This is a genomic window from Glaciecola sp. 33A, assembly GCF_002836745.1.
Classification (GTDB): Bacteria; Pseudomonadota; Gammaproteobacteria; order Enterobacterales; family Alteromonadaceae; genus Glaciecola.
This window is the reverse complement of record NZ_PJAR01000024.1, coordinates 39,645-63,893: the sequence shown is the minus strand read 5'-3', so window position 1 is coordinate 63,893 and position 24,249 is coordinate 39,645. Positions and strand designations below refer to the sequence as shown.

The following is a 24,249-nucleotide window of genomic DNA, read 5'->3' as shown; positions in this document are numbered from 1 at the left end:
ATTTACTTATTTTTTATTAATAATCAGTTACTTGTAATACATACATAATTAATAAAATCGACGATGTGCTTTGAAAATTCATTCGCATCAGTTAGAAACGGCGCATGGGATGCATGCTTAAATATCAAATGACGGCTGGTTGGTTGAAGCTGCTGAATTTGATTGATAACCTGACAAGGTACTAGACTGTCTAGTTTTCCATAAGTACGTAAAGTGGGTACCTTGATTTCTTTAATGCGCTGCCTAATATCTGCATCTTGCAGAATTTTTAAACCACCGGCTAGCGCAGAGATATTGGCAGTAGGGTAAACATCAATCGCAGTAGTGATTTCTCTAATCAATACTTTTGCATTTTCAACACCCATCATTTGAATTGCCAAAAAGCGTGACATTGTTTTGTGATGGTTTTGCTTTAGTTGGCCCATAAATATGTTCAATACCTCAGGCTTAATACCGGGCCAGTTATCTGCCATCTGAAACTTTGGCGTTGTCGCAATAGTCATCAACCCAATCAAATTTGGATGTTGTTTGATGGCTAGATATTGTGCAACCAAGCCGCCTAAGGACCACCCAATCAATACCGTATTTTGTTTGATTTCTGGACTAATTGAATTGGTAATCCCAACTAAATCAAACGGATTAGGAACGACACTATGCTTTTCACCGTGCCCTGGTAATGTGATGGTATACAAATTAAAGCGTAAGTTACTACTTATTTGACCTTGGTTTAATTGCGTTTGCAGGATCTTAATAAGTTGCGTAAAGGCGCCAGAATTCATACCCCAACCATGCATAAATCCGATATTAATGTCTGTATTTTTGGTCAGGCTACTTGGGGGGAGGGACATGTTAGTCTTTATCCATTAGGACGTAATTTTCATAACGTGAATGCTAAATAATCAGGTATATAAAATAGTTATCAAAAGGCTAACACAACTGAGCGGCTTTCAGCAGAAATTTTTAGCACCCTCTGTATGGCAATTTATGAAGCAAATTAACGCTGCATTTGGACATCAACATTGTTACTTGTGTCATCAACATAGTAATCAAATCGTCTGCCGTTATTGCCTCGAAACATTGCTTGAAGATGGCTTTGGGCAACATCTTTCAGCTAGCCCAGATTTATTGCGAAATCCCAACGCTTTAAAAAATCTAGACACCCCAAACTATGACCATTTATTCGCGATCGACAATTACGTTTGGCCTATAGACAAACTGGTCCTAGATATGAAGTTTGGTAACAAGCCAGTTGCAGCCAAAGCATTGGCAATGATGTTTATGCGCTTTGTATTTTGGCCTTGCATAGAGCGGACCAGCATAGCACCATATTCTCCAGCACCAGAGCGCGCTTGTGACTCAATTAATGCGGCCAATGCAACAAACGGTATTCCACAATTATTAATCCCCGTACCACTGTCTAATAAACGTTATTGGCAACGACACTACAATCAGGCTCAGCTGTTATGTGATTGCTTGAGTATCGCGACACACATTCCTAACCAAGCGATTGTTCGACGGGTTAAACATACCTTGGCGCAAACAGAGTTAAATAAACAGCAACGCATAGATAACGTCTACAATGCGTTTAAATGTGACTTAATTATAAACGCCAAACATATTGCGGTTATAGACGATGTCATTACCACCGGGGTGACTATTAATGCTGTTTGCCAGGCTATAAAAACACGTAATCCCACGATAAAAATTTCAGTATGGACCATGGCTATCACCTTACTAAAATAGAAAAGCACCCTGATGACAAAACATAACCAGAGTGCTTATTGTTGCTTGCGGCTGAAAAATTTACTCAATCAGCGGCGACATATACAAGCTATTTGCCATCAATTTACTGGTGCCATCCCAGTAGCCACGGAAATGAATGTTGTCAACAAAACCAATGACAACACCATTACCAAGGGGCTTAGCGACGATTGCGGTCGTTTTTCCTATCAACTTTTGCAGTTCATCAGCAGTATAGCCAGCGACAAGTGACTTTTCCTGATAAGTGGCAACCTCATTGAAAGGGTTATTTGAGGCTTTCATTACCATATTTGAGGTTTTAAATAAGGGTAAATCATCGTCTTCAAAACCGAACATAAGCGGATGACTGAGATCAACGTCAGCACGATAAACCGCACCCGCGATTAATTTCTTAGCGGCAAACGCATCTTTATCACCAAAACCAAGACCCTTGGTAGTGAACGCTTCGTCCACTGTACTGGTTGCTATAACGTCATTATCAATCCATTTTTGCTTACTAAACCAACTTACAGCTGATTTCTGACCAATCAGCACGCCGCCTTTTTTCACCCATTTTTGTATAGCTGCGCTGGTGTCATCATTAACAGAAGTATAAGAACCTGAAGCAAAAACAAGATGCGTATACTCAGAAATGTCGATGTCATTCAAGTCAGACAAATCCAAAAGCGTGGCTGGTAAACCTATGCGAGTATCCAAATAATGCCAAATTTCGCCCACTTCATATTGTGATGTTCCTTTGCCGCCAATTAATAATACTTTTGGTAAAGTTACCGCGGCAAATTTGTTACTACCCAAGTCAATCCCTTTTGTGGTTAGTCCTGAAGCAACGTTATATAAATTAATGTTGAGCTTTTTCGCTTGCGCCGACAATATATCAAGCAGATTAGTAGGTTGTTGTAATGCCATCGGGATCACGATCGCTCCTTTGGAGAAGTCTCTTGAAACTATTGAACTCGCAACAGCGACTTCAGCGGTAAAATCGGCACCCGCCACTCGTACTTGAACTTTATTAGTTAATAAATGCTGTAATAACGCAGGTGCCTTATAATCGTGCCATTCAAATGCAAACGCGTAAGCATTAGCATCAAGTGTTGTTTGCGCAATTTTGCGCTCAACAGAGTTTACGGTCGACAGTTTACGCATTTCTGATTTGCTAAGCGGCGAATAATTTAGGTTAAAGGCCAAGGGTAAATTCCAATTCGAAACGTCATAAAAAGTGTTGTCGGTAAAACGCTGCCGCTCAGAAAACAACGAGCGAATAAGGCGATATTGTGCTTGGTCAAGGGGAACCACTAGTGCATTGTTCTCTTGTAACTGTAAACCCTTTACCTGCTTATCTTCTGACACAATAGAGAAATCGACTTGATGAGAAGCCAAAATTTCTTGCACACGTTCAAATCTGCTCTGGTCTAGACTACCTTGAATGACAAAAGCATCGATCTCGTCGTCTTTAATCAGTTTTTGCGTGTCAGTATAAAACTGTTTCTGGTAGGCCAAAATTGCGCTTTTGTTGGCCAATGAGCCTGCAAAGGTAGACAATGATGTGGTGACTTGATTTTGAATAGTGTCAGGGAAACTCAATAGACCGTTAACAGAGTCTTGTAGATGCCCGCGGCTGCTTGCTTGCTCAAATAGAATCCCGATACTGCCATGCGCATCTGGATATGTAGAGCCTTTACCGTAGTAGAAATCATCATAGCTTTCTTGAGTGAAATAAAGCTGCTTTTGGTCATCTAACGCTTTCGCATGAAAGTCAGCTAAGGCTGCAGTTAGTGTCACATTCGTATCTGGCGTCCAAGGATTTTTACGAGACGTAATACCTGGCTGAAAGAAATACGTACTGTCAGTTCCCATTTCATGGAAGTCGGTTAAGACATGGGGACGCCATTGATGAAATTGGGCAATACGAGCACGACTCTCTGGGTGAGTGAGTAATAACCAATCGCGATTTAAGTCAAACCAATAATGGTTGGTTCTGCCTGAAGGCCAATGCTCTCTGTGCTCTCTGTGCAACTGGTCACTCACTAAGGTTTTACCTTTATGCGAGTTTGCCCATTGTGCAAAGCGCGACAACCCATCAGGGTTTAACGCAGGGTCGAGCAAAATAATATTTTCATTTAATAGCGTCTGTACCTCGGCACCGTTGGAGGCAGCAAGGTGATAAGCCACTAACATTGATGCATTTGCGCCAGATGGCTCGTTACCATGTACGCTGTATCCCATGTTAATAATTAACGGCGCATCTGCAGGGGCTGATTTGCCACTATCGATTCTGGCCACGTGATCTGTGCGTAGCTGATCAATATTTGATTGATTAGAGGGGCTTGTAATGGTTAGTAACAGCAGAGGGCGCTGCTCGTGAGTACGACCAATCTCCTTAATCGTGACTCTGTCAGATGCTTCAGCTAATGCATACATGTAGTTGACGAGTTGATCGTGGCGCACATGCCATGTTCCGACTGGATACCCTAGTATATCCGCAGGCAAGGGTATGGCACTGTTGTAATTTTGGTCCTTGGGAAGGTAATCAAGGTCGCTACTTTTTGCGAAACTTTGTACTGTATACAATGTGCAAAACAGTAGAACAATAGCCACCAATGATTGGCGACTTATAAAATGCTGCGGATTAACCATATAGATTCCTTTAAGTGCTGTCTTATTTATTCTTATCGCAAGCGAACGTTGAACTTCTAAATCCGACGCATATTACCCTATATCCTAGCGCGTAAAAACACAGTATTATAAGTTGATGACACAATTTATTATAAAATAGTTGTAAAAAGTCGAATACCCGACTGTTTTACTCAAGTAATTTTGCTATCATAGTCATCACATAATAATTTAACTTGGGTAGGTCACTATGATCAATATATCAGAATCAGCACAAACTCACTTTGGTAAGCTTTTATCGCAACAAAGCGAAGCCACCAACATTAGAGTATTTGTGGTAAACCCGGGTACCTCAACAGCTGAATGTGGCGTGTCATACTGTCCGGCAGATGCCGTAGAAGTAACAGATATTACCCTTCCTTTCAACGGCTTTAATGCCGTCGTAGACCAAGAAAGTGCGCCGTATTTAGTAGAAGCAGAAATCGATTTTGTGACAGACCAGATGGGCTCGCAACTTACCCTTAAAGCGCCAAACGCAAAAGCGAAGAAGCTCAGTGATAATGCGAGCTTGGTTGAACGCATTAACTACATGATTGAGACCGATGTTAACCCGGGTCTTGCAAGTCACGGTGGTAAGGTGTCATTAGTTGAAGTAACCGAAGACAAGACTGCCATCCTGCAGTTCGGTGGCGGTTGCAATGGTTGCTCTATGGTAGACGTAACCTTGAAAAACGGCATTGAAAAACAAATGTTAGTCGAGTTTGAAGGCGAGATAATGGCTATTAAAGACGCTACTGAGCATGAAGCTGGTGAGCATTCTTACTACTAAACATAATAGATATTGTTAGCCATACGCAATAAACATGATTAAGCCGTTGCCGTCAATTATGTTTTTGCTTAACGTGTAGTTGAGGCGCAGGCCAAATGAAAAGCTGGATAGATAAAATAACCCACGAACCACTTCGCCACTGGCAGCGCTTTATAAAAGGCTTTGTGATTTTTATGGTTGGTGTTGCTTTATGGTATTCAGAATTAGCGTTAATATACCTTGGACTTTCCGATGGTGCAGTCTATAACTACAGTGATCCATCGAAAATTGTGGCTCTCATTTTTCTATTGTGCGGCACGACCATGTCGGTTGTTGGCTATCTACAAATACTTATTTGCAGGCTGTTACCGAGCAAATCAGGACTTCAACGTAATCAATAAAACGTTTTTGTGATGTTCAATATCAAGGTATACGCGAAAAGCTAATTGATATTGTTAACCCACCTTATTATCAAAAATACGCTGTTGCGGTTTGCTTATTAAAAATACATACCAACTACCTAAAATAGCCCCCCTGAAGGCTAAAAAGCTAAGCAGAGCGACCCACAAACCAACATTTCCCAAATCGGTCACAAACCACCAAATCAAGAAAAAACCAAATATAGCACTGAGTATCATGGAGTCGCGCATTGCTTTACCTTTGCTTAAACCCACAAACACACCGTCAAATAGGAAGCACCAATGCGCAACTAGGGGCAGAAGGATCATGAGGCCGAGGTAGCTTGAAGCTTCTTTTTGCAGCGCGGTCTGGTCCGTCAGTAACTGAATGATTTGTTGGCCAAATTGCCAAAAAATCAAGGCATAAACCACTGCAAATAAGCTAGACCACAATAGGCCAACTTTGACATGATAAGCTAAAGCCGTTTCGTTTCTTCTACCTTTTTCCTCCCCCACTAGCGCTTCAACTGCATTCGCAACGCCGTCTAATCCGAGAGCGATAAGTGCAAAAAACTGCATCAAGATTGCGTTAGTTGCTGCTACTTGTGCCCCCATACCGGCGCCTTTAAAGATAATAAATGCAAGGGTAAGTTGCAGTGCCAAATTACGAAATAAGATATCAGAATTAAGCGTCAATAACGGCTTAAGTGACAACCATTTTAACCACGTCGATTGAAACAACGTCATGTTGACAAGGCTCTTGGTTGCCAACAGTGAAAACCCCAGAAGTGAAAATTCCGCAACCACTGTTGCGGCAGCAACACCCTTAACACCCCACTCAAATACGAAGACGAACAACAGACTAAAAATAATATTGATGACATTAACCGCAAGTTGAAGCACGAGCACGGTTTTGGTTTTTTGCTGACCTATTAGCCAACCCACTAAGGCCATATTCGCAAGCGCGGCTGGAGCGCCCCATATCCTTACATTAAAATAGGCTTGGGTGCTTTGCGAAAGCAATTCTGAGGATTGCGAAAAATACAATCCTGCATTCAAGATGGGGGTTTGCAGTAGTATAAATAATATGCCCAGCAGCATTCCAAAAGAGACACCTTGCACCAGTACTTTTGTGCGCCCTTTTTGTTCCTGAACCTCAACATTACTGCGACCTGCCTGAGCACTCAAGCCTGTGGTCGACATTTTTAGAAAGCCACAAATCCAATACAGTTGAGTTAAAATTAGGGTGCCAATAGATGCGCCTGCCAAATAGTGCGTCGCATCCATATGGCCTAAAATGGCCGTGTCCACCAATCCTAATAAAGGCGTGGTAATATTAGCCAAAATTAAAGGAATAGCTAAAAAAAAGAGATGCCAAACATGCGGTTTGCGCCCGCTATACTGTGTTTGTTGCACCATGCTCTTAATTACCTTTTACGATATACTTGACGACTGATAGCATGAGAGACTAACGCCATTACGTGGAGCGAGCAATGATTAACGCCTTTTTAAGCAAATACAAAACGTCACAACTAGTAGCAGTATCCGCCCTCCTTGTGAGCCTTTCGTTTTCAACTCATGCCTATCAAGCAGATATGTCTGAGCCGCTTGTTCAAGCCCCTAGTACATCAGCTGCATCGGCAGTAACAACGCCAAATATTGTCAGTGCAAAAAAAGTGGCCTTGGACGGGCTGAGCAATCCTCGTAGCTTCGTTATTCTGCAATACCACCATGTCAGTACTGAAACACCAAGAAGCACTTCTGTTTCGCCACAAGAGCTTGAGCAGCATATGGCTTATTTAGCTGAATATCATACTGTTATTTCATTAGAAGCCGCAATTAATGGACTCACCAGCAAGATCCCATTTCCCGAGCGCGCCGTGGTGATAACATTTGATGATGGCTATAAAAACATATTAGAAAACGGTCACCCTATTTTAACCAAGTACGGGTTTGAATATACGATTTTTATTAACCCTGCTCAAATCGGTATATTGGGTTCTCAGCTGTCTTGGAATGAGGTGAAACAAATGAGCAAGGAAGGGGTTACCTTCGCAAATCATACGCTAGACCATTTGCATTTACTCGACCGATATCCGCAAGAGAGTAAAGCTAATTGGTTAGCTCGTATTAAGCAAAATATAAACCTAGCTGAGGGATCCTTAAGCCAACAACTTGGTTATTCAAAAAAATGGCTGGCATACCCATACGGTGAATTTGACGTTGACATTAAAGCCATGTTGAAAGACATGGGCTACATAGGATTCGGTCAACATTCCGGTGGCGTTGGCGAATTGAGTAATATGCAATCCCTTCCTCGCTATCCAGCAGCAGGGCGCTTCGCAAGCCTCGATACATTACTAACCAAAATCAACAGCTTGGCTATGCCTGTAACGCAAGTAATACCGCATCGTTATGTGATGGCAATAGGAGACGTAATCGGTGAAATAAGAGTTGATGTTTTACTCGATGATATTAGTTTTAATCGCATTGCTTGTTACTTCGGCGGAGATTCTCTGCCTATAACAAAAACTGAAAAAGGCTTTAGTATCGATATCGACAGTCCATTCTATGCTGGCAGAACAAGAGTCAATTGCACCGCTCCTAGCGTACGACAGAGCGGCAGATTCTACTGGTATTCAATTCCATTTTTTACGCCGCAAGAAAACGGCAGGTATCTTAATTAACCATTGGTGTCTGTCGCTTCTTCTAATGGACATTGATTCAATAAATATTGTTCGCCATTTGCATCTTCAGAAATTAATTTAACCGGAAAGCCCCATAATTTATGCAGATGCTTCATGACCTCTGACGTAGTCTCGTCCAAATTAATATTACTGGCTGTTATATGGCGAAGAGTGAGGGATCTATCACCACCAATATCAACATCATAAACTTCGATATTCGGTTCCTTCATACTGATATTGTATTGCATTGAAAGGTTGTCACGAATTTCTTGATATCCAACATCATTGTGAATAGCTGTAATATTAAGTTCATTTAATCCAGCGTCGTCATTAAGGGCAAAAAGTTTAAAGTCCCGGATAACTTTAGGTGATAGATATTGTGCAATAAAACTCTCGTCCTTAAAATTTCGCATTGCAAAAGTTAATGATTCATTCCATGGTGTTCCTGCAAGTTCGGGAAACCATTTCTTATCTTCCTCAGTTGGTTTCTCGCAAATACGTCTGATATCAATCATCATATTAAAGCCTAAGGCGTAGGGATTTATGCCATTAAAATAAGGGCTATCAAAATCAGGTTGAGCAACGACATTGGTATGACTTTGCAGAAATTCAATCATAAAACCTTCGGTAACATGGCCTCTGTCGTATAACTCATTTAAAATCGTGTAATGCCAAAAACAAGCCCACCCTTCATTCATCACTTGTGTCTGACGTTGTGGATAAAAGTACTGACCAATTTTTCTGACAATTCGCACAATCTCTCTTTGCCATGACTTCATCAAGGGTGCGTTTTTCTCGATAAAATACAAAATATTTTCTTGAGGTTCACGGGGAAATCGAGTTTTTCCATCCTTACTTTGTGACTTCTCTGGGAGTGTATTCCAGAGCTCATTAACCTGTGATTGTAAATACTGCTCCCGATCCTTTTGACGCTGTTTTTCTTCGCGCATTGATATTGGCGAGGGACGTTTATAACGATCAACACCGCAGTTCATTAATGCATGACAAGAATCCAAAATGCTTTCGACCTCATCAACACCGTATTTTTGCTCACAATCGCTGATATAAGTTTTTGCAAACACTAAATAATCGATTATTGCTTCAGCATCTGTCCACGTTTTGAATAAATAGTTCCCTTTAAAAAATGAGTTATGTCCAAAGCAAGCATGCGCAATAACTAATGCTTGCATCATCATACTGTTCTCTTCCATTAGATAGGCAATACAAGGATCTGAGTTAATCACTATCTCATAGGCTAGACCCATTTGACCGCGCCGATAGGATTGTTCATTACTAATAAAATGTTTGCCAAAAGACCAGTGATTATATCCTATCGGCATACCAGCACTTGCATACGCGTCTATCATCTGCTCTGCAGAGATGATTTCCAATTGATTTGGATAAGTATCCAAGCCAAAATCGTTGGCGATGTCCTCAATGGCAGCATAGTATTGATTAATAAGATCGTAGGTCCAGTCTGCACCCCGTGAAATCGGCTTAGAAGCGGATACTTTTTCAGATTTTAAGCGTTTCTTTGACATCAAAAACCTCCACTTTTAAGACGACTATTGAATTTAGAATTAATGCCTTGTTTTTCAAAAAACGCTCTAAAAATAGGGTAGATATCACTTTGTTGTGTAATTTTTTTGATCGCAATATTATCAAAATTTTCAAGCAAACTTTGATACTCATACCAAAGTGTTTGTGGTTCGCGTTCAGTTATTTCGACATACGCAAAGTATCGTATACGCGGTAAAATTGAAGTGCCCATTAAATTACGACACTTAAGTGAGTCAGTATCCCAATTGTCACCATCTGACGCTTGCGCAGCATAAACATTCCAATCTTCAGGATGATAGCGATCAGCTAAGATTTCCTCCATGAGTATCAACGCACTGGAAACGATAGTTCCACCAGTTTCTTGAGAATAGAAAAACTCATGTTCATCGACCTCTTTAGCATGGGTATGATGACGAATGTAGACAACGTCAACATCCTTATAAGAGCGCTTTAAGAACATGTATAATAAAATATAAAATCGTTTAGCGATTTCCTTGGTTTCCTGATCCATTGAACCTGACACATCCATTAAACAGAACATAACGGCGTTGGTCGTTGGTTGAGGTAATTTGGTGAAATGTTTATAACGTAGATCAAATGAATCGATATACGGTATCCTTTTAATTCTGCGTTTCAGAACGCTAATTTCGTCATCTAGTCGTTTGCTCTGCACCCGCTCTTCGCTGGGGAGTTGTTGCAACGCTTGCTCTAGTTTTTGTAGTTGTTTTTTTAAGGGGCTTTTGATTGCTATTCTTCTTGCCAAAGAACCTTTAAGAGAGCGCACGATATCAATATTAGAAGGTGTACCGTCGGTGTTAAATCCGGATCGAATATTTTTATAATTAATCAGTTTCTTAAGCTGATTTTTTTGCAGATTTGGTAACTCCAAATCTTCAAACAATATATTCATATATTCATCACCAGATAGTTCAAACATGAATTCATCATCGCCTTCACCACTATCACTAGCGCGTTTTCCCGCCTGCTCTTCTCCTTGCTTTGGACGAGGTATTTTGTCCCCTACCGAAAACGCTTTATTACCCGGGAAAACTCGGTTTCGTTTGCCTCCTTGACCATGACGGAATGAAGGTTCTCTTATATCCTTTGATGGGATAGAAATACTTTCATTTTTATCAACATCAGTAATGCCGCGATTGATGATCTGATCAGCAATCGATTTTTTTATCTGCGAACGATAACGCCTAATAAAACGCTGCCGGTTAACAGTACTTTTGTTCTTTTGATTGAGCCTTCGGTCTATTATCTGCACAGAGCACCTCCAGAATTAAGATGATTTTCTTACCCTGAGATACCATTCACAAAGCAGACGAACTTGTTTTTTTGTATAGCCTTTAGATACCATTCGACTGACAAAGTCTTCATGTTTCTGGCTATCATCCGCTGAGGACTTGGCATTAAAAGAAATCACTGGAAGCAAATCCTCGGTATTTGAAAACATTTTCTTTTCAATCACGGTGCGTAATTTTTCGTAACTGTTCCATTTTGGATTAATGCCATCATTGCTAGCACGCGCTCTTAAAACAAAGTTAACAACTTCATTTCTAAAGTCTTTAGGATTTGATATTCCGGCTGGTTTTTCTATCTTTTCTAGTTCGTCATTGAGTAGTTGTCGATCAAAATTTTCACCCGTCTCTGGATCTCGATATTCCTGGTCTTGGATCCAAAAATCAGCATAAATGACATAACGATCAAATATGTTCTGACCATACTCTGAATAGGATTCTAAATACGATGTTTGGATCTCCTTGCCTATAAAGTTTATATAGTTGGGTACTAAAAATGCCTTAATGTTTTCAAGATATTGTTCGTGAATAGCCTGAGGAAATTGTTCCTGTTCAATTTGTTTTTCAAGTATGTAAAGCAGATGTACCGGATTTGCCGCAATCTCAGTTGAATCGTAATTAAAGACACGTGATAAAATTTTGAATGCAAAGCGTGTTGATAGACCATCCATTCCCTCATCCACACCTGCATAGTCCCTATATTCTTGATAGGACTTAGCTTTTGGGTCAGTGTCTTTAAGCGATTCACCGTCATAGACCTTCATTTTAGAGTAAACACTGGAATTTTCGGGTTTAATCAAGCGTGATAATACTGAAAACTGAGCCAACATTTCCAATGTGTTTGGGGCGCAGGGTGCGTCACATAAAGAAGAATTATTAATTAACTTTTTATAAATATTAATTTCTTGTTTAACACGTAAACAATAAGGTACTTTAACAATATAAACTCTATCCAGAAAAGCTTCATTGTTTTTATTGTTTCTAAAGCTGGTCCACTCAGACTCGTTTGAATGAGCGAGCACAATGCCACGGAAAGGTAATGCCGACATGCCTTCAGTGCCATTGTAATTGCCTTCCTGAGTTGCTGTTAATAATGGATGGAGGACTTTAATAGGGGCTTTAAACATCTCAACAAATTCCATCATTCCCTGATTAGAACGACACAATGAGCCATCGTAGCTATAGGCATCAGGATCGCTTTGTGCAAATTCTTCTAATTTTCGAATATCAACCTTACCGACTAGGGCAGATATGTCTTGATTGTTTTCATCTCCAGGTTCGGTTTTTGCAATGGCTATTCTATTTAAAATTGACGGTCTTAATTTAACAACTCTAAACTTTGAGATATCCCCTGCATAATCATTCAAGCGTTTTACGGCCCACGGTGACATAATGTTATTTAGACAACGTAGCGGAATACCATATTCTTCATTGAGTATTTTACCGTCCTCCTCAGGGTTAAAAAGTCCGAGTGGGCTTTCAAATACGGGTGAGTCTTTTATGGCATAAATGGATTGTATTTCCATCAACGATTTTAATTTTTCCGCAATAGAGGACTTACCTCCGCCCACAGGACCCAATAAATATAATATTTGCTTGGTTTCTTCTAGGCCCTGTGCAGCGTGCTTAAAATAGGCAACAATTTGCTGAATTGAGTCTTCCATACCATGGAATCCCTTAAAAGCGGGATACTGATGCATGATTTTATTAAAAAATATACGACTTAACAAAGGATCTTTAGCGGTATCAATGAGCTCGGGATCGCCTATTGCCATTAACATTCGCTCAGCGGCATTGGCATAAACTTCAGGATTAGATTTACATAATTTTAAATAATCAGACAGCGAATATTCTTCTTGCTGATGGCTTTCATATCGTTGTTGGTATTGCTCGAAAATGCTCATTGCCAGCCTCCAATAGGTATTTTAAACGAAGATTTCCTTATATCCCTTTAGGGAGTTGTTCTTATTATCAGCTTATCGTTTCTTAAGTTTATAATAGCGTTCTTTATAATAGCGTTCTTTATAATAGCGTTGTGTGTGATGGCGCTGTATGTACTAGCGTCGTGTCTAATGGCGTCTTGTGTAGTACCGTCGTGTCTAATCGTTGTGTCTAATCGTGTCCTTTCTGATCACGTTACTCCTAATAAAAGTGCTAAGAATATGTATGAATAAAAATTAATGCTCTTAATAATAAGTTTAGACTAAGTTTAAAAATATGCTCAATGAATCAACAAAATAGACCACAAAAGCGGGTTAACGATATGACCGTTGAAATCCGCAACGAGTTTATCAACGCTAATTTCTTAGTTATTCGACTGCGTTGAATTCCTTGCATGAGGCAGTACCAAAAATACACCTATTGCTCGCGCATAATCGCGGCGGCAAGCTCTTTAAAAGGTGATTGGCCATTTGGTGTTAGACTGCTTTGAGTAAGGCGTAGCGCCTATGTATTAACTATGCGCAGGCTGTATGCATGGCTTAAATAAGCAACCGCATTCTAGAGAATGTTTGCTGCGTTGCTTCGAATCTATTTCGTTTAGTTTCAACAAAACCCGCTTTCAAATAACATTCAAAGGCACCCGTATTTGCTGTATCAACATCAAGAATAAGTTCACGCTTGGTGTTTTCTTTGGCATCATGTAGTACCTGAGCAATAAAGGCTGTAGCAATACCTTTACGCTGGCTACTTGGCTCAATCGACACATGGCCAATACAAATTTGATGAGGTGCAGGCGGAGCAAAGCATAGATCAAGTGATTCTTTGTAGGCAACAAGGTGAATAATTTGTTGTGGTGTTAACAAGCCTCTTAAAGACGAAATTGTTCCTTGCTGAAATGCAGTTGGCATTACGCAAAACCACGCAGCGCATATTCCTTTTATTGACTTATTCTTTGCACACGCAACCCAATGATAGTTCGCACTAAACTGTCCATGGGCTTGATTGCATGCCTGTTGCAAATAGGCTTTGCATTGAATTTCACCACCGAATAAAAAGCTAAGTAATCTAGGTTCAGAGGCAAATATTAGCTCGGCTATAACATCGGATTGCGCCACATCACCGCGCTGGATATTCAATTATAAAACCGCTTTAACCCTGTTTAAGCAGGATGGGAACATCATCCTTTAACTCTTCCATATCGCTGATTGAGAGTTGACCAAGTTCCTGCTTTGGCTTAAATCGGCCAACAACATTTCCCTCAGGGTTGATCACAACAATGGAAGCGCTATGGTCAACTAGATAATTCGGATTGCTCATATCATCACTCATGGCGTACATCATGCCCATACTGCGAACGAGCGGGAATAACTGATCATGCGGCCCGGTACTAGCAACAAAATCTTGGTTGAAGTAATTAATGTACTCGTTTAGGCGCTCGGTAGTGTCTCTCTTTGGATCAACAGACAAAAACCAAATTTGCAGCGGTGTGGATGAAGCCTGTAGTGCTAATTCAGGATAGACTTTATTTATTTCGGCGAGTGTTACAGGGCAGATATCGGGACAGAATGTATAGCCAACAAATGCCAGTGTCCACTTCCCATTAAGGTCAGCATTAGTCATTGTTTCATTATGATGATTTGTAAGGGTAAAATCGTGTAGGGCACGAGCTTGAGGATACCAACTCATGTGTTTAGTCTGTTCGCTGAGTGGTTTTTTCATACTGTCGGGCGGCGCAATAGTGATGGCTAGATAAGTACCCAGAATTAAAGTAACTACAGCAACAACACCTATCCACTTATTTTGATTCATATCGACAACTTCTCACTCAAGGAATACACAAAGGCCTACGTACATAGACCTTATATTAGCAGAAAAGTTTACAAAGGAATGTAGTGATCAGCCAGCAACACCACGAATAAAATCATAAGATGGTAAATTGAGTATTTAAACGTATCCATCGCTGTTGTTGCCGTTGGATTATATTTTAGCTTTATAGCGTAATACATAAAACCAGCATTCAAAATAGTAGAACCTATGAGGTAAATTAAGCCACTCATATCAACCAAATAAGGTAATACACATACCAAGCACAATAGAACCGTATATAACAAAACGCAGGTTTTAGTGAAATCAATACCGTGCGTTACAGGTAACATTGGGATTTTAGCTTTGGCATAATCTTTTTCACGGTGGATAGCTAAAGCCCAAAAATGCGGAGGTGTCCAGGTAAATACAATTAGGACTAACAGAAGCGCGTAGGCATGAATATCGCCGGTTACTGCGGTCCACCCTAATAGCGGCGGCGCTGCACCGGCTAAACCACCAATCACAATGTTTTGCGGTGTTGCGCGTTTAAGGTACGACGTATAAATAAAGGCGTAACCAACAAGGCTGGCTAATGTTAACCATGCGGTTATCATATTGACAAAAAGTGCCAACGACATAAAACCAATCGCACCAATAACAAAAGCAAAAATAATCGCTTGTTTTGGTGAAATTCTACCGGTTGCAACCGGGCGATTAAAGGTTCGAGCCATTAAACTGTCTATGTTGTGATCAACAACATGGTTAATCACGGCAGCTGAAGATGACAATAAACCAATACCCAACATACCAAAGACCAATATTTGCGGATCAATCCATGTTTCTGTAGCGAGGCACATACCCACCAGCGCCGTGAGTAACAATAACATCACCACACGAGGCTTGGTCATTTCATAATAGTCACGCCATTTGGCTTGACGGTGAATGGATTTGGAAGCAATAGCTTGTTGGCTCATGCACTTCTCCTTAGAAAATTGAATACAGTAAACTCAGTCATGTTAGTACTTCCGATACATTGTGTAGGTTAGGAGGACCATGACGAGTAATAAACAAGCGGCAACCGCATTGTGCAAAACAGCAACGGTTAATGGCAGGCTATAAACAACATTGCTTACGCCCAACAATACTTGGGCACCTAATACCAAAGTCATCATTGTTGCTAGTCGTTTAACTAAACCTGAAGAAGAACGTGTGTACAGAGTAATAGCTAACCAACATAAGTAAATAAAGGTAATAATTGCGCCAATTCGATGCATAACATGCATGGTTACGCGCTCTTGATAGTCATGCACTCCAAATTCGTAATTTTCAGCAACCGGCACGCTGAATGCGCCAGCGATATCTAAACTTCCAAACCAATCACCTTCGCAAATAGGTAATTCAGTGCAAGCAAGCGAAGCATAGTTTGCACTAGTCCAGCCGCCCAGCGCAATTTGCCAGACGACTATTGCGATACCCAATGCACCAAACTTCGCATAAGGTCTAATTTGCGCGTCACCACCAGGAATTCGATAGGACGTTAATCTTAGGTAGAGTAAAAACAAACAAGACAGTACGGCAAATCCACCGAGTAAATGTCCCATCACAACCACAGGTAATAAATTAAGGGTCACTGTCCACATACCCAAAGCGCCTTGGAAACACACCAAAACGAATATCAGCAAAGGAAGTTTCACAGGACCACGTGAACCACGCATCTTTTTGACTACTGATGTAAAAAATAGAACGACGATGAAAAAGCCTAAACCAGCAGCGAAATAGCGATGGATCATTTCGTTCCATGCTTTTTCAGCTTTCAATGGTCGTTCAGGAAACGCTTGATTTGCACTCTCTACCAATTCTGCAGACTGAGGAACCAGCAAAGTCCCATAGCAACCAGGCCAATCTGGACAACCCAACCCCGCATCCGTTAAGCGCGTATAGGCACCAAGGACAATGACTAATAGTGCTAAAAAAGTACTAGCGAGCACCAGTTTCTTCATTATTCTTTTATCCTGTTCTAACCGATTCGAGACAATTTTAATAACTTGCGCAGATCCGCTAAAATGTCCCGACTATCCATAATTGCTTGTTCACGTTCGAGCGTAGTATTAAATTTAAGTACAACGTTACCTAAAGTGTCTACTAAGAAAATACCATTATTCCCGGTTTGTTGAAACAAATTATTAACATTATTTATGTCCGCTTTTAACAACTTACCAAAATCATTTACTTCTAGATTTGCAACCGCCTTGGGGTCGCTGCTGTCTGTCACAATAAACACAGCATCTACTCGGTCCATTGCACGACCCACGGCAGTGCGAACTTGACTGATACTAAATATAGCGTTCTCGCATGCCGCGTCGCACAAATCAGGAACGATATAAGCTAAGCGCCAATGCGGCTCTTCGCCTGTAATGATAAACAAGTCGCCAGCTTCAATAATGGGGTTTAATAATTGCCCTTTGTTGGTAGCGCCTTCGTTGAACCACCCGTTATTCAATGCCAATTTAGCCAGTATGACGGGTAGGATAAAAACAAGGATGAGCGCTAACGCAGTGAGTTTTTTTGATTTTTGTTGCATGTTAATTCTCTTTATTATTTTTAGTGTTAAATAGCTTCATCAGGCTAAGAAGATAAATTGTCAGTGCCGCAATGCCTAAGCCAAACCATTGGACAGCATACCCTAAGTGTTTGTCGGGGCTCATCACAACGGGTTGCCAATTGCGCACAAATTCCGAATTAGGCTGCGGCGATAAATTAACAACGAAGGGAAAGAGTTTTCCTGATGTCAAAATCCCTGTAGCACTTAAATGCTGTTTGATTTGCGTTACGTCTATCTGTTGCAGTAATGCGGGAAACTTTCCAAAGGCAATATTAGTTTCCGATACCATGGTATTGATTGATGGATAACTCACGACCCCAGTAAACTGTTGTGACTGATTGCTAAATAAAGCCGTAACCGGTGAAGTTAAGGACGGTAATTGACCCCGTATGGCGTTACCCCGAAGCCAACCAAAATTGGTCAGAACGATATCACCTGCAATCGTCATTACTGGCACCACTAGCTGATAGCCGGTCATACCTGAGACTATTTTATTATCAATAAAAAACAAACTATCCATTTGCGCGGTTCCACTAAAGCTCACGGGGAAGTCTTGAATATCAGCATCTTTATCACTGATAGTCTGTTGAAGTAATAATTCGGAGAGCTTGTAAGGCCTATTCGATTTGCGCTCATTAATTTGCGCTAAGCGGACATCTTTCTCGGCTTTTCGTTCTAACTGCCAAATACCCAGAGCAAACATAATGACAACACACAATAAAGTGATTATGGTAGGTAGTATAGGAAGTTTTCGAATCCACATATTCTTATAATGACCTTTCAACGTCCTTTGGAACTCTTTAACAGAGTGAACTAATATTTAGGGAGAGTGCAAATGTTATATGTAAAATTGACAATTGGCGGACTACTCATTTTCATGGTGTTTAGTCTCTTTCAAGCAATGATGAGCATGCTGAAAAACGATCAAAACCAAAACATGAGTAAATACATTGGTAGACGTGTACTTGCATCCGCACTCATTGTTGGACTTATCCTCATTGCGGTAGCAACAGGTATCATCCAACCCAACCCAACACCGTATTAGTTAACGTTAATAAATAAACTGACCCTGCTCGCAAATATAAAGGCTATTTCTGATGAAATAGCCTTTTTGTTTTTACAAAATATAAACGAAGAAAAATAGCATTACCCAAACGACGTCGACAAAATGCCAATACCAACTACCTGCTTGGAATGCAAAGTGTTCTTTGGGTGTAAAGTGCCCCTTCCAACATCGACCGAATAAGACCATAAGTATGATTGTTCCTAACGTAACATGCATCCCATGGAAACCGGTTAACAGAAAAAACGTGTTACCGTAAACACCAGAATCAAGCTTCAAGCCCAAATCGACATAAGCGTGAACATATTCTTGAACTTGTAAAAAAACAAAAATACAACCTAATACAATAGTCGCACCAAGTAGTACCATCAGTTGCGTTCTTTTGACTTTTTCTAAGCCAACGTGTGCGTAGTGCAATGTTACGGAAGAAGCTAATAGTAAAGCGGTGTTAATAAGCGGAAGTCCGGTCCAAGGCATCGCTTTGGTTGACGCCTCACCTGTCGTTATTGCATCCGCTGGGGTCACTAGTAAAGGCCATGTGGCTTCAAAGCCATTCCATAAGACTTCGTTTGTGCTCGCATTATTAGATGCTCCGCCTAACCATGGGATACTGATTGTTCTGGCATAAAATAAAGCACCAAAGAACGCGGCAAAGAACATTACTTCAGAAAATATAAACCATGCCATACCTTGCCGATAGGAACGCCCTAACTGAGCGCTGTAAAGGCCGCTCATTGACTCGTCAATTTGGTTTTTGAACCAGCCCGTGAGCATAATAAGCAATAAGACAAAGCCTGCCATGAGAGTATAGAAACCATAGCCACTTTTATCACGGGTAGTTTCGATAACAAAATTGCCAGCACCAACGGCGATTAAAAACAAAGCCACAGCCCCAATGATGGGCCAGATGCTTTGATCGGGTACATAATATTTTTCGTATTTCTCTTCAACCATTTTCTTCTCCATTAGCCATTGTCCATAGCAACAACAGCAGGTTGTACTGTTGCAGATATGTCATATAACGTGTACTGCAATGTAAAAAACGTAAACTCTTTTGGCAGTTGGGGGTCAACATAAAACTTCATGGGCATTATTGCTTCTTCACCGGCTTTTAATGGTTGATGTTTAAAGCAAAAACATTCTGTTTTATTAACATACAAAGCAGCAATCCCAGGTGATATTGAAGGTATCGCTTGTGCGATAATGTCGTGCTCAGTTGGATTACGGACATAAAACTCAACTTCACCCATTTCCCCTGGGTGTAATCTAATTTCGGCAGTCTGCGCACTGAATTCCCAAGCCATACCAGAATGCGTGCGCGTAATAAATTCAACTTTTATTGTCCTAGACTCGTCTATGACCACCGATTCATAAACAGCCGCCTCGTTTGATGGTTTACCATTAATGCCGGTAAGATCACAAAACACATCATACAAGGGCACTAAGGCAAAACTAAAACCCAACATACCAATCACAACAAACACCAGTTTTTTGACTGTTTTGGCGTTTTCAGACGCTAGCTGAGCACGTGTTTTTGGTATCTGAGCATCCTCTGTGCGCTCATTCTCGAGCGACAAATTGGGTTTTTCAGCTGTACTTTTAGATCCAGGCTGTTCAGACATACCTTAGCTATCCTCGTTTACTTTATAAGCGGTGGTGTTGAAAAAGTATGGTAGGGCGCAGGAGATGGAACTTCCCATTCTAAGCCTTCAGCACCTTCCCAAACTTGATCAGATACAGGTTCACCAATTTTTCGACACGCTTTAATAATTAGCGCAAGGAAAATCAATTGAGATAAACCAAACGCGAATCCGCCGATGCTAATCCACTTGTTGAAGTCAGCAAACTGCAATGCATAATCGGGAATACGACGAGGCATCCCTGCTAGTCCTACAAAATGCATAGGAAAGAACAACACGTTAACCGAAATCAGTGAGCACCAGAAATGCCATTTTCCTAAGGTAATATCGAACATTTTACCGGTCCACTTTGGCAACCAATAGTAAACCGCCGCCATAATGGAGAACAAAGCACCTGTTACAAGCACGTAGTGGAAGTGAGCAACCACAAAATAAGTGTCATGATATTGGAAATCAGCAGGTGTAATCGCAAGCATCAAGCCCGACAAACCACCAATAGTGAATAAAACGATAAAGGCAATCGCAAACATCATTGGCACTTCAAAGGTCAACGAGCCACGCCACATTGTTGCTACCCAGTTAAACACCTTCACACCGGTTGGCACTGAAATCAGCATGGTCGCAAACATAAAGAACATCTCGGCGGCCACCGGCATGCCAGTGGTAAACATGTGATGCGCCCAAACAATGAATGACAATAACGCGATAGACGCCGTTGCATAAACCATCGAGGCATAACCAAATAGCCGTTTGCGTGAGAATGTGGGCACAATCGCCGAGATAATACCGAAAGCAGGTAAAATCATGATGTAAACTTCAGGGTGGCCGAAGAACCAAAAAATATGCTGGAACATTACTGGGTCACCACCACCAGCGGCATTAAAGAAGCTAGTGCCAAAAAACTTATCGGTGAGAACCATTGTTACCGCGCCAGCAAGCACTGGCATAACGGCAATAAGTAAGAATGCGGTAATCAACCAAGTCCAGACGAACAGTGGCATTTTCATGTAGGTCATACCAGGGGCACGCATGTTGAGAATAGTCACCACGACATTGATCGCACCCATAATCGATGAAATACCCATGATGTGAACTGAAAACACAAATAAAGCGGTACTGTCGCCGCTGTATTGAGTTGATAGAGGCGCGTAGAAAGTCCAACCAAATGCAGGACCGCCGCCATCCATAAATAATGAAGAAAGCAGAATTATGAAGGCAAATGGAAGGATGTAGAAGCTCCAGTTATTCATGCGTGGCAATGCCATATCTGGCGCGCCAATCATCATAGGAATCATCCAGTTAGCTAAACCTGTGAAGGCCGGCATAACGGCACCAAAAACCATAATCAAACCATGTACGGTGGTCATCTGGTTAAAAAAGTGAGGATCAACTATTTGTAGACCCGGTTGAAATAATTCGGCGCGAATAACCATTGCCATTGCACCACCAATCAAAAACATGATGAAAGCAAACCAAAGATAAAGTGTTCCTATATCTTTATGGTTAGTGGTGAAGAGCCATCTTAAGATGCCTTTAGGAATATGATGATCGTGATGGGCGTCATGGCCATCGGGCGAATCATGTGCGTCGTTTAAAGTTTCTGTACTCATTTTGATGACCTCCTATTTACCGTTAATCACTAAATTAACATCTTTAGCTTGCACCATATCGCCGGTATTATTACCCCAAGCATTTCGCTCGTAAGTCACCACGGCGGCTATTTCAGACATGGATAACTGCTTGCCAAAGGCTGGCATATTATTTTTACCGTTAATGATATAGTCTATGTGAACCGGAATATTTTGTTTTTCTATGGCAATTTTACTGCCTTTTAACGCGGGGAACATGGGTGGTAAACCGCCACCGTTTGCTTGGTGGCAAGCGATGCAAGCAGTATCATATACTTTTTTACCTTGCGTCATTAGCGCTTCCATACTCATGTTCATCGCTAGTAAACGTTGCTCTTCTTCGTTTGCTCTTCTCGCCGCGCTTTCTTGCTCTTGTAACCATGCACTGTATTCAGCAGGCCCTTTAGCAATAACTACAATCGGCATAAAGCCATGATCTTTACCGCACAGTTCAGCGCACTGACCACGATAGATACCGGGTTCATTTACGTTAGTCCATGATTCATTAATAAAACCGGGGATTGCATCTTTTTTAATCGCAAAATCAGGTACCCACCAAGAATGAATAACGTCATCAGAGGTGATCAAAAAGCGGACTTTTTTGCCGGTTGGAATGACCAACGGACGATCTACTTCTAGTAGATAATTTTCACCTTTAGTAAATTTGTTTTGAATCTGTTCTTGCTGAGTTGCCAGTAAAGAAAAGAATTCAACCTCTGGATTATCTTGATACTTATAATGCCATTTCCACTGCGAGCCAGTCACTAATATCGTAACCTCAGCCTCACTGGTATCTTCCATCGCGATCAGCGTTTTTGCGGCTGGCCAAGCCATCGCGATGAGAATAACAAATGGAATAACAGTCCACAAAACCTCGACTTTCACGTTTTCATGAAAATTAGCTGCTTTTGCGCCGGCAGATTTACGATGCATTACCATCGAATAAAACATAACCCCGAACACAATGACTCCGATGACAACACAGATCCAGAACATCAACATGTGCAACTCATAAACTTCCAAACTGATATCGCTAGCTCCCGGACGTAAGTTCAGGTTGGAACGCTCTGCGGCAGTTGTCGCTATTGCTGAATTACTGAACGCTAACATAACGCCAATTAGCAATGTAGATATTCGATTCACTCTGGTACTCCTCTCTAATCTTCTTCGCCCAGTTGTTAATTTTTAACATTCAATGTGAAGATTTTGTTTGTTTTGTTGTTTTGATGTAAATCAAAGTACAATGATTAAACAAAGTCCCTGCATAGTCTAGTGTTTTCTTGAAAATAGATTGAATATGCTTATAGCGATTAATTTTTAAACACTGTGTTTATAAAGTAGGCGAATTTAGCTGGACTGACGTGTTTAATGAATAAGCAGTAATGCGGATCAGACGATTTATTGTATTTACTCGTGCTTTTGTTAGCCCCAGTGCTGTACTTTTCAATTAACGCTGCACAAAACAGATTCTAGGATACCCAAGGCGGGAATGATGGCCATCAGCAACAGACTGAAAAAACGGATATTTATAGGTTTGATTTTGCGATGGGCCGAAGGAGATAAAAAAACCGCTTAACTAAAGTGTCCAACTTAATGGGGTCACTTCAAATAGCGGTCTTTTAAATTATGATATTTTTATTTGTGAGTAAGCATACATAGCTTACCCAACACTACATCCATTCTGAATTTCGGATAACGCCAACAGCAATTCCCTCAATATTGAACGGCTGAGAAGCTAAATCAACTTTAATAGGAGCGAATGCGTCGTTCTCTGCATGCAGTAATACTTGGCTGCCGCGTTTCTCAAAACGTTTTACCGTGACGTCTTCATCAACCCGAGCCACCACAACTTGACCATTGTGGACGTCAGTTGTGCGATGCACTGCCAATATATCGCCATCCATAATGCCGATATCTTTCATACTCATACCACTGACTCTTAGCAAAAAGTCAGCATTTGGCTTGAACAGATTAGGGTCAATTTTGTAGTGACATTCAACATGCTCAGTTGCCAAAATGGGTTCACCTGCTGCAACCCGACCAATCAGTGGTAATCCTTCTTGGGCCTCATCGTCCAAGGCGCAGTTCAACCTAATCCCGCGTGACGTTCCAGGAATAATATCGATCACCCCTTTTTTCGCGAGGGCTTTTAAATGTTCTTCCGCGGCATTGGCTGATTTAAAACCTAAATGACGCGCTATTTCAGCACGAGTGGGCGGCATGCCCGAATCTATCATCGTGCTCTTAATAAGGTCGAGTACTTCTTGTTGCCTGGGAGTTAGTGGACGCATAAACAGCCTGTTTTTCTATACAGTTAAGTTTAAGTATATACGGGAAAAGGCAAATGGCAACGATCAAATCATTATTTGTTTGAAAACGATCCTATAAACAACAAATGCGTGGCAACGCAATTTGTATATAAACGAACGAAAGCAATGCTA

22 protein-coding genes are annotated in these 24,249 nt (G+C 41.0%); 5 read left to right on the top strand and 17 right to left on the bottom strand.

Going from position 1 to position 24,249, the window contains the following annotated elements; genetic code table 11:
- Positions 1-23 precede the first annotated feature (23 nt).
- Entirely contained in the window at positions 24-848 is an 825-nt protein-coding gene (bioH, locus tag CXF81_RS00685) for a pimeloyl-ACP methyl ester esterase BioH (protein WP_101179214.1), read from the bottom strand.
- A gap of 136 nt (positions 849-984) precedes the next feature.
- Between bioH and CXF81_RS00680 the strand changes: the two genes are divergently transcribed.
- Entirely contained in the window at positions 985-1,743 is a 759-nt protein-coding gene (locus CXF81_RS00680) for a ComF family protein (protein ID WP_232771720.1), read from the top strand.
- A gap of 60 nt (positions 1,744-1,803) precedes the next feature.
- Here the strand turns inward: CXF81_RS00680 and CXF81_RS00675 are convergent, their stop codons facing one another.
- Complete coding sequence (locus CXF81_RS00675; protein WP_101179212.1) at positions 1,804-4,395, bottom strand: M14 metallopeptidase family protein; 2,592 nt, start codon at positions 4,393-4,395, stop codon at positions 1,804-1,806.
- Between the two features lie 226 nt (positions 4,396-4,621).
- On the opposite strand from CXF81_RS00675, the gene nfuA reads away from it, so the two are divergent.
- Positions 4,622-5,200, top strand: a complete 579-nt coding sequence (gene nfuA / locus CXF81_RS00670) for a Fe-S biogenesis protein NfuA (RefSeq protein WP_101179210.1) — start codon at positions 4,622-4,624, stop codon at positions 5,198-5,200.
- A 95-nt stretch (positions 5,201-5,295) separates the two neighbouring features.
- Entirely contained in the window at positions 5,296-5,580 is a 285-nt protein-coding gene (locus tag CXF81_RS00665; protein ID WP_101179208.1) for a hypothetical protein, read from the top strand.
- Between the two features lie 54 nt (positions 5,581-5,634).
- On the opposite strand, the gene CXF81_RS00660 is transcribed toward CXF81_RS00665, so the two are convergent.
- Positions 5,635-6,996 (bottom strand): MATE family efflux transporter, encoded by a 1,362-nt coding sequence (locus tag CXF81_RS00660; RefSeq protein ID WP_101179206.1) that lies wholly within the window; start codon positions 6,994-6,996, stop codon positions 5,635-5,637.
- 74 nt (positions 6,997-7,070) lie between these two features.
- On the opposite strand from CXF81_RS00660, the gene CXF81_RS00655 reads away from it, so the two are divergent.
- Complete coding sequence (locus CXF81_RS00655; RefSeq protein ID WP_101179204.1) at positions 7,071-8,264, top strand: polysaccharide deacetylase family protein; 1,194 nt, start codon at positions 7,071-7,073, stop codon at positions 8,262-8,264.
- Here the strand turns inward: CXF81_RS00655 and CXF81_RS00650 are convergent.
- The 9 genes from CXF81_RS00650 to CXF81_RS00610 form a co-directional block, all read right to left on the bottom strand.
- Complete coding sequence (locus CXF81_RS00650; protein ID WP_101179202.1) at positions 8,261-9,805, bottom strand: SpoVR family protein; 1,545 nt, start codon at positions 9,803-9,805, stop codon at positions 8,261-8,263. The two genes, CXF81_RS00655 and CXF81_RS00650, sit on opposite strands and share 4 nt — an antisense overlap.
- Positions 9,805-11,094 carry a YeaH/YhbH family protein gene (locus CXF81_RS00645; RefSeq protein ID WP_101179200.1) on the bottom strand — a complete coding sequence of 430 codons (1,290 nt, stop codon included), beginning with the start codon at positions 11,092-11,094 and terminating at the stop codon, positions 9,805-9,807. Before CXF81_RS00645 ends, CXF81_RS00650 begins: the two co-directional genes overlap by 1 nt.
- Before the next feature lie 15 nt (positions 11,095-11,109).
- Entirely contained in the window at positions 11,110-13,032 is a 1,923-nt protein-coding gene (locus CXF81_RS00640; RefSeq protein WP_101179198.1) for a PrkA family serine protein kinase, read from the bottom strand.
- A gap of 576 nt (positions 13,033-13,608) precedes the next feature.
- Positions 13,609-14,205 carry an N-acetyltransferase gene (locus tag CXF81_RS00635; protein ID WP_101179196.1) on the bottom strand — a complete coding sequence of 199 codons (597 nt, stop codon included), beginning with the start codon at positions 14,203-14,205 and terminating at the stop codon, positions 13,609-13,611.
- Positions 14,206-14,218: 13 nt separating this feature from the next.
- On the bottom strand, positions 14,219-14,878 hold the full coding sequence (locus CXF81_RS00630; RefSeq protein WP_101179195.1) for an SCO family protein: 660 nt from the start codon (positions 14,876-14,878) through the stop codon (positions 14,219-14,221).
- 68 nt (positions 14,879-14,946) lie between these two features.
- Complete coding sequence (cyoE, locus tag CXF81_RS00625; RefSeq protein ID WP_101179193.1) at positions 14,947-15,849, bottom strand: heme o synthase; 903 nt, start codon at positions 15,847-15,849, stop codon at positions 14,947-14,949.
- A gap of 42 nt (positions 15,850-15,891) precedes the next feature.
- Entirely contained in the window at positions 15,892-16,875 is a 984-nt protein-coding gene (locus tag CXF81_RS00620) for a heme A synthase (protein ID WP_101179191.1), read from the bottom strand.
- A gap of 17 nt (positions 16,876-16,892) precedes the next feature.
- A complete protein-coding gene (locus CXF81_RS00615; protein WP_101179189.1) occupies positions 16,893-17,456 on the bottom strand; it encodes a hypothetical protein in 564 nt (187 codons plus the stop codon).
- A 1-nt stretch (position 17,457) separates the two neighbouring features.
- The gene (locus CXF81_RS00610; protein WP_232771719.1) at positions 17,458-18,240 is read right to left on the bottom strand and encodes an SURF1 family protein; all 783 of its coding nucleotides are present in this window, start codon (positions 18,238-18,240) and stop codon (positions 17,458-17,460) included.
- 72 nt (positions 18,241-18,312) lie between these two features.
- Here CXF81_RS00610 and CXF81_RS00605 point away from each other — a divergent pair, with 72 nt between their 5' ends.
- Positions 18,313-18,522, top strand: a complete 210-nt coding sequence (locus CXF81_RS00605) for a DUF2909 domain-containing protein (RefSeq protein WP_101179187.1) — start codon at positions 18,313-18,315, stop codon at positions 18,520-18,522.
- Positions 18,523-18,594: 72 nt separating this feature from the next.
- Here CXF81_RS00605 and CXF81_RS00600 read toward each other — a convergent pair whose 3' ends face one another.
- The 5 genes from CXF81_RS00600 to lexA all read right to left on the bottom strand — a co-directional run bounded on the left by CXF81_RS00600 (position 18,595) and on the right by lexA (position 24,099).
- Positions 18,595-19,494 (bottom strand): cytochrome c oxidase subunit 3, encoded by a 900-nt coding sequence (locus CXF81_RS00600; protein WP_101179186.1) that lies wholly within the window; start codon positions 19,492-19,494, stop codon positions 18,595-18,597.
- A gap of 11 nt (positions 19,495-19,505) precedes the next feature.
- Entirely contained in the window at positions 19,506-20,162 is a 657-nt protein-coding gene (locus tag CXF81_RS00595) for a cytochrome c oxidase assembly protein (RefSeq protein WP_232771718.1), read from the bottom strand.
- Between the two features lie 17 nt (positions 20,163-20,179).
- On the bottom strand, positions 20,180-21,790 hold the full coding sequence (ctaD, locus tag CXF81_RS00590) for a cytochrome c oxidase subunit I (RefSeq protein WP_101179184.1): 1,611 nt from the start codon (positions 21,788-21,790) through the stop codon (positions 20,180-20,182).
- Positions 21,791-21,802: 12 nt separating this feature from the next.
- Positions 21,803-22,918: a cytochrome c oxidase subunit II gene (gene coxB / locus CXF81_RS00585; RefSeq protein ID WP_198556301.1), complete on the bottom strand. Its 1,116-nt coding sequence runs from the start codon at positions 22,916-22,918 to the stop codon at positions 21,803-21,805.
- 560 nt (positions 22,919-23,478) lie between these two features.
- Complete coding sequence (gene lexA / locus CXF81_RS00580) at positions 23,479-24,099, bottom strand: transcriptional repressor LexA (RefSeq protein ID WP_101179180.1); 621 nt, start codon at positions 24,097-24,099, stop codon at positions 23,479-23,481.
- Positions 24,100-24,249: the final 150 nt, after the last annotated feature.